The following is a 6,357-nucleotide window of genomic DNA, read 5'->3' as shown; positions in this document are numbered from 1 at the left end:
GTGGGTCGTTCGGTGGTTATGGCGAAGGGGAAACACCCGGTCCCATCCCGAACCCGGAAGTTAAGCCCTTCAGCGCCGATGGTACTGCATGGGAGACTGTGTGGGAGAGTAGGACACCGCCGGACATATATTGGTCGAGGGTCGCCCCGGTTTACGGGGCGGCCCTCGACGCGTGTCTGGGACCTGCCAAAATAGGTGAGAGCAGGTCGACGAAACCACCGAGAACAGTGACGGACGTGATGAGCGCGGAAGAGGACGGCCGCAGCGACGAGAGCCGCGAGCGGCGCGGCAAGGACGGGGGGCGCGGTACGCCTCCCCGCCGCGGGGGCGGCGCACGCAACGGCTCCGGAGGCGCGGGGTTCCGCAACAGCGGCGGCCCTCGGGATCGCGGCTCCCAGGGACAGCGCGGTCGTTCTGAAGGCGCGGCCGGTGAAGGCGGACGGGGTCGTCCGTTCAGCGGAGGGCGTCCCGGCTCGAGCGGTGGCTGGAAGGGCAAGCGAGACGATCGCGGCCAGGAGCGTCCGTTCAAGCGGTCCGATGACCGGCGCGGACCGAATACCGGGTCTCGCGGCTCGGGTCCCGGAGGCGGCTCGCAGGAGGGGCGCAGGTTCGGGTCTCGTCCCCAGGGCGCGAGCGGCGGTCCCCGCAGGGATGACCGTCCTCAGAGGAGCGATCGCTTCTCCCGGGACCCCGGTCCCAGGCGGGACGATCGCGGGCCCCGCCGCGATGATCGTCCGCAGCGCGACGATCGCTTCAAGCGCGATGACCGGCCGCGCCGGGATGACCGGTTCGCCGCCGGTGGCGGGCCTGGACGCGGTGAGCGTCCGCAGCGTCCCCCGCGCGATGACCGTTTCGGGCGTGACTCCGGCCCGCGGCGTGACGATCGTGGACCGCGACGCGATGACCGTCCGCAGCGGGACGACCGGTTCGCCCGTGGTGGCCGTCCTCAGCGTGATGAGCGTCCGGGGCGCGATGACCGCTTCAAGCGGGACGATCGGCCGCGTCGCGATGAGCGCTTCTCCAGGGACGACCGTCCGCAGCGTGATGACCGGCCGCGTCGCGATGAGCGTTTCGCTCGGGACGACCGGCCGCGCCGGGATGATCGTCCGCAGCGCGACGATCGCTTCAAGCGGGATGACCGGCCGCGTCGCGATGAGCGCTTCTCCAGGGATGACCGGCCGCGTCGGGATGACCGGGGTGCCCGTGACGATCGGCCCCGTCGGGACGACCGTCCTGCTCGTGGTGATCGGCCGCGTCGGGACGACCGTCCTGGACGGGGCGAGCGGTTCGGGCGTGGTGATGATCGTCGGCAGGGCGGCGGCGGGCCGCGGCGCGACGGGCGCGGACGCCCGGGCGACCGGGACAGGCCGCAGGGACGCTCTTACGGGCCGCGTGACCGTTCCGGGCGCCGGGACCAGATGGAGGCCCAGGAGCGGCAGGCGCCCAAGCACGACGATCCGCTGCTGCCGGATGACGTGACCGGTGAGGAGCTGGACGTGGAGGCGCGCGAGGAGCTGCGCACCCTGCCCAGGGACCTGGCCGGGCGCGTCGCGCGCCATCTCGTGATGGCGGGGCGGCTGGCGGAGGACGAGCCCGAGACCGCGTACCGGCACGCCAAGGCCGCGCGCCGGCTGGCGTCGCGGGTGGGTTTGGTGCGGGAGGCGGCGGGTCTCGCCGCGTACCACGCGGGCGAGTGGGCGGAAGCGCTCGCCGAACTGCGCGCGGCGCGCCGGCTGAGCAACGCCGAGGACGCGTACCTGCCCGTCATGGCGGACTGCGAGCGCGGCCTGGGTCGTCCCGAGCGCGCGCTGGACCTGGTGAAGTCGCCGGAGGCCCAGAAACTCGACCAGGCGTCCCGGATCGAGCTGCGGATCGTGGAGTCCGGCGCGCGCCGTGACCTGGGCCAGTACGACGCGGCCGTGGTCACGCTTCAGGTGCCGGAACTCAGGGACCGCAGGCTTCGCCCGTGGTCGGCGCGGCTGTTCTACGCGTACGCCGACGCCCTGGCCGAGGCCGGGCGGGACACCGAGGCGGCCGAGTGGTTCGCCAGGACGGCGGCCGCCGACCGCGACGGGGAGACCGACGCGGCCGAGCGGTACGCCGAGATGGAGGGCCTGGACATCCTCGACACCGAGGAGGACGAGGCCGAGGCCGCCGCGGCCGTCGACGAGAAGGCCGAAGGCGAGGCCGGGATGGACGGCGCGGGCGTGGAGCAGGACGGTCCGGACGCCGGAGAGGACGCCGGCGACGGTGCGGAGGCCGGCGAGGTCTCGGACCCGACCGCCATCGCGTTCAAGGCGGCCCCGGCCGAGCCGCAGGCGGCGCCGGAACGGCCCTCAGAGGAGTCCGAGGCGCCGCGAGGGTCCGTGCAGGGCTCCGACGTTCCCGAGGCGCCGGCGGTCTTCCTGGAGCCGCAGGCGGACGACCGGCCGGACCCGGACGCGGACGGGGACGAGGAAGGCCCCTCCGCAGGCTGATCGCCTCCCACTCCCCGGCCGGCCGCCGCGCGCCGGCCGGGGAGTTCGCGTTCACAGGGGCGGTGGGGTTGACGGGTGTCGCGGTTCGGCTGATATTCACGAGATCGTGCCGTTCGGGGGGTGAGGGCGTCATTCGCGCATGATCGACTCCCTCGCGACCTTGATCTCGTGAGGAGCGTCATGGCGACCCCCCTGAACCGACGCATGTTCCTGCGCGCCACGGCCATCGCCGGCGGCACCACCGCCTTCTCGGGCGCGCTCTGGCACCAGGCTTTCGCCGGGCCCGCGCAACCCGGGCCCGGCCCGTACGGAGCGCTCCTGCCCGCCGACGCCAACGGCCTGCAACTGCCCGAGGGCTTCCGCAGCAGGATCGTGGCCCGCTCCCTGCAGCGGGTGGCGGGCACGCGCCACACCTGGCATCCGGCCCCTGACGGCGGCGCGTGCTTCCAGGACGGCGACGGCTGGATCTACGTGAGCAACGCCGAGGTCCCCCTGGTGGGAGGCGTCTCCGCGATCCGGTTCGGCGCCGACGGCACGGTCGCGTCCGCGTACCGGATCCTGAACGGGACCACGCTCAACTGCGCGGGCGGGGCCACCCCGTGGAACACGTGGCTCTCCTGCGAGGAGCACGACTTCGGGCTCGTGTACGAGACGTACCCCCAGGGCGGCAAGGCGGCGCAGTCCCGTCCCGCCATGGGCCGGTTCAAGCACGAGGCGGCCGCCTGCGACCCCGACCGCAAGGTCGTGTACCTCACCGAGGACCAGTCGGACGGCTGCTTCTACCGTTTCCGCCCGAGCACCTGGGGCGACCTGTCATCAGGGACCCTTGAGGTCCTCCTGGGAACGGGGACCGGCCCGGTGCGCTGGGCCAGGGTGCCCAACCCCCGCATCTGGACCACGCCGACCCGCGACCAGGTCTCCGGGGCCATGCGGTTCGACGGCGGCGAAGGCTGCTACTACGCGCGCGGCATCTGCTACTTCACCACCAAGGGCGACGACCGGGTGTGGTCGTACGACGCCGCCGCCGAGACGCTCGACCTCGCCTACGACGACGACCTCGTCACCGGGGGCGAGCCCCCGCTCTCCGGCGTGGACAACATCACGGGCGCCGCCTCGGGGGATCTCTACATCGCCGAGGACGGCGACAACATGGAGATCAACATCATCACCCCGGAGGGGACCGTCGCGCCGTTCCTGCGCATCGTGGGACACGACGAGTCCGAGATCACCGGCCCGGCGTTCTCCCCTGACGGCAGGCGCCTCTACTTCTCCTCCCAGCGAGGCGAGAGCGGGTTCATCGGGGGGACCGACGGGTTCACGTACGAGGTGACCGGCCCCTTCCGGAGCTGACCGCCCGCTCCCTCACCGGCGGCCCCAGCCGCAGTGGCGGCCGGGGCGCCACCCGAGTCCGGCACGCCGGAACGACCGGCCGGTGGCGTGGCGCCGCGGCCGCCGGGCCGCCCCGTGCGGGGGGTGCGTCCCGGTGCCCGAGCACCAGCGGCACGGCGACGGGGCCCCTGAGGGGCCGACGTAGTGCGCGTGCATCAGGCGTGCCGGTTCAGGGCGTGCATGATGCCGGCGACGTTGCTCTCGGCGCCGTTGAGCAGCTCGTACTTGGCGGCCAGCTCTGGATCGGCCCCTTCGCGCGTCACCGCGTAGCGCTCGTTCGTGCGGTCGCGCACCATCTCCACCGCGTGGTCGAGGTCGAGGCCCTCCTCCTTGGCGTCGCGCACCGCGTCCACCCAGATCCGCAGTTCCTCGGCGGACCGCTCCAGCGTGTCGGCCACCTCCACCACGGGCCCGTAGTGGGCGAACAGCAGGCGCTGCGGTCCCAGCTCCCGGAACTTCCGCAGCGACGCCAGCGCCGTGTCGAGGTCGAAGTCCGGGGGAGGCGTGGCGGGGCGCACGTCCTTGGTCTCGGGGACGTAGATGCCGGCCGCGTCGCCCACGTACAGGTCGCCGGTCTGCGAGTCCATCAACCCCACGTGGTGCTTGGCGTGGCCGGGGGAGTAGTACGACTCCAGCCGGCGGCCGCCGCCCAGGTCGATCGACCCGGTCTCCTCGACGGCCCGGATCCGCGCCGCCTCCGTGGGGCGCAGTTCCCCGAACAGCGTGTCGAGGGCGTCGCCGTACACCATGCGCGCGCTGCGCATGAGCCGTTCCGGGGACGCCAGGTGCCGCGCGCCCTTCTCGTGCACGACCACCTCGGCCTCGGGGTACGTCTCCGCGATGTCGCCGACCCCGCCGGCGTGGTCGAGGTGGATGTGCGTGACGACCACCGTCGCGAGATCGGCGGGCCCGACGCCCAGCTCGCTCAGCGCGTTCCGGACGACCGGGGCCGACCCGGCGGTGCCCGGCTCCACCAGGCACGGCCGGTCGGACAGGATCAGGTATCCCGCGGTGATGCCCGAGTAGCCCGCCATGCGTGTGTCGATCTCGTAGACGTCCCCGCCGAGCGGCGTGATCGTGGTGTCCATCGGACGATCATCTCTCGCATCCGGCCGCGTTATCCACAGTTCGCGCGGCGGGATGGACGCGGGGCCGGTCAGCAGCGTCTCAGGACGAGGCCCGTGCGGGGTTTGGGGCCGAAGGACGTGGACTTGCGGGGGACGCGTTCGCCCTGGGCGGCGACGGCGAGGACGTCCTCGACCTTCAGCGGGTTGAGGATCACCGCGGTGCCGCCGGTACGGCGGGCGCGGGCGATGGCGGCCGCGGGGTCGTCGTGGACGACCTCGACGCTCCGCTCGTCCTCGGGGATCTTCCAGATGTCGCGGATGAGGAGATGGTCGAGGACCGCGGTGTCGAGGGCGCGCCAGCGGGCGGAGTGGTCGCGGGGCAGGGCGCGTTCGAGGCGGCCGGGGTCGGGGCCGGTGAGCAGGTGCAGGCCGTCGCCGGCGGCCAGCAGGAAGGCGGGGCCGGGGACGTCCCGAAGGGCCTCCGTACCGGAGACGGGGGTCACGTCGAACGCCTCGCGCGCCAGTGCGAGAGCGGTGGACGGGGGCAGGTCCGGCAGGACGCGGTGGATGGCGCCCAGGTGCGGCGGGTGGCGGGTGGAGTCGACCAGGAGGGCCAGGCCGTAGTCCCAGGTGGCCTCGGGGTGGCGGGCCTGGAGGGCGCGGTAGGTGGCGTAGCGGTGGTGGCCGTCGGCGATCAGCGCCTGGCGGGGGGCGAGGTCGGCGGCGATCCGGGCGTGCAGGGCCGGGTCGTCGATGCGCCAGAGGCGGTGCGGCTGGCCGCCGGCGCGGAAGTCCATGAGGGGTGGGAGCCCGGCCGCCGCATCGATGATCTCCGCGGTGTCGCCGCCGCCCTCGTAGATCAGGAAGATGGGCTCCAGGTTGGCGCGGGTCGCCTCCATGAGGGCGAGGCGGTCCCGCACGGGCCCGGGGTAGACGTTCTCGTGGGGCAGCACCACCTGGTCGGCCTCGGCGCGGATGCCGAGGGCGCCGATCAGCCCGCGCTGCCCGCCGGTCTCGTACAGGTAGAGCGCCGGCGCGGGGTCGGTGATCAGCGAGCCGTCCGCGAGCCAGCGGCGGAACGTGGCCGCGGCGTCGCCGTAGCCGTCCGGCAGCGTCAGCCGGACGATGTTGTGCCCGCCGCCCGCCTTCAGGCGCTCGACCTGGTCGCGGTCCAGCAGGTCGTACGGAGGGCTGGTGACCGCGGCGGGATCGATGTGCGGGGCGAACCGCACGCCGCGGAAAGGCGCCAGTTCGAGCCCCGCGCCGCGGCGGGCCCCGGGCTCCGGGCGGCCGGGCCCGGCGCCGAAGATCCGGGCGCTGAACTCCTCCGGGTCGTGCTCGGACGGGAAATCGGCCTCCACCGTGCGCATGCTAGTCAGCCACGGGTGAGGGAGCGGCGGGCGGGTACGGTCCAAGTGATCGGT

5 protein-coding genes and 1 rRNA gene are annotated in these 6,357 nt (G+C 73.6%); 4 read left to right on the top strand and 2 right to left on the bottom strand.

The features are described 5' to 3' along the window. Nucleotides 1-8 precede the first annotated feature (8 nt). The 4 genes from rrf to ACA361_RS32110 all read left to right on the top strand — a co-directional run bounded on the left by rrf (nt 9) and on the right by ACA361_RS32110 (nt 3,827). A 5S ribosomal RNA gene (gene rrf, locus ACA361_RS32125) occupies nt 9-125 on the top strand. Nucleotides 126-651: 526 nt separating this feature from the next. Next, entirely contained in the window at nt 652-1,479 is an 828-nt protein-coding gene (locus ACA361_RS32120) for a hypothetical protein (protein ID WP_375018259.1), read from the top strand. Further along, a complete protein-coding gene (locus ACA361_RS32115; protein ID WP_375018257.1) occupies nt 1,419-2,477 on the top strand; it encodes a hypothetical protein in 1,059 nt (352 codons plus the stop codon). Before ACA361_RS32120 ends, ACA361_RS32115 begins: the two co-directional genes overlap by 61 nt. Nucleotides 2,478-2,657: 180 nt before the next feature. Next, nucleotides 2,658-3,827 (top strand): alkaline phosphatase PhoX, encoded by a 1,170-nt coding sequence (locus tag ACA361_RS32110; protein WP_375018255.1) that lies wholly within the window; start codon nt 2,658-2,660, stop codon nt 3,825-3,827. Between the two features lie 194 nt (nt 3,828-4,021). Here the strand turns inward: ACA361_RS32110 and ACA361_RS32105 are convergent, their stop codons facing one another. Then, nucleotides 4,022-4,954, bottom strand: coding sequence for an MBL fold metallo-hydrolase (locus ACA361_RS32105; protein ID WP_375018253.1), 933 nt, complete (start codon nt 4,952-4,954; stop codon nt 4,022-4,024). 68 nt (nt 4,955-5,022) lie between these two features. Then, nucleotides 5,023-6,303, bottom strand: coding sequence for a DUF1015 family protein (locus ACA361_RS32100; RefSeq protein ID WP_375018251.1), 1,281 nt, complete (start codon nt 6,301-6,303; stop codon nt 5,023-5,025). Nucleotides 6,304-6,357 lie beyond the last annotated feature (54 nt).

It is taken from the genome of Actinomadura sp. 21ATH, from assembly GCF_041951345.1.
Classification (GTDB): domain Bacteria; phylum Actinomycetota; class Actinomycetes; order Streptosporangiales; family Streptosporangiaceae; genus Spirillospora.
This window is presented reverse-complemented; position numbering and strand designations above follow the sequence as displayed.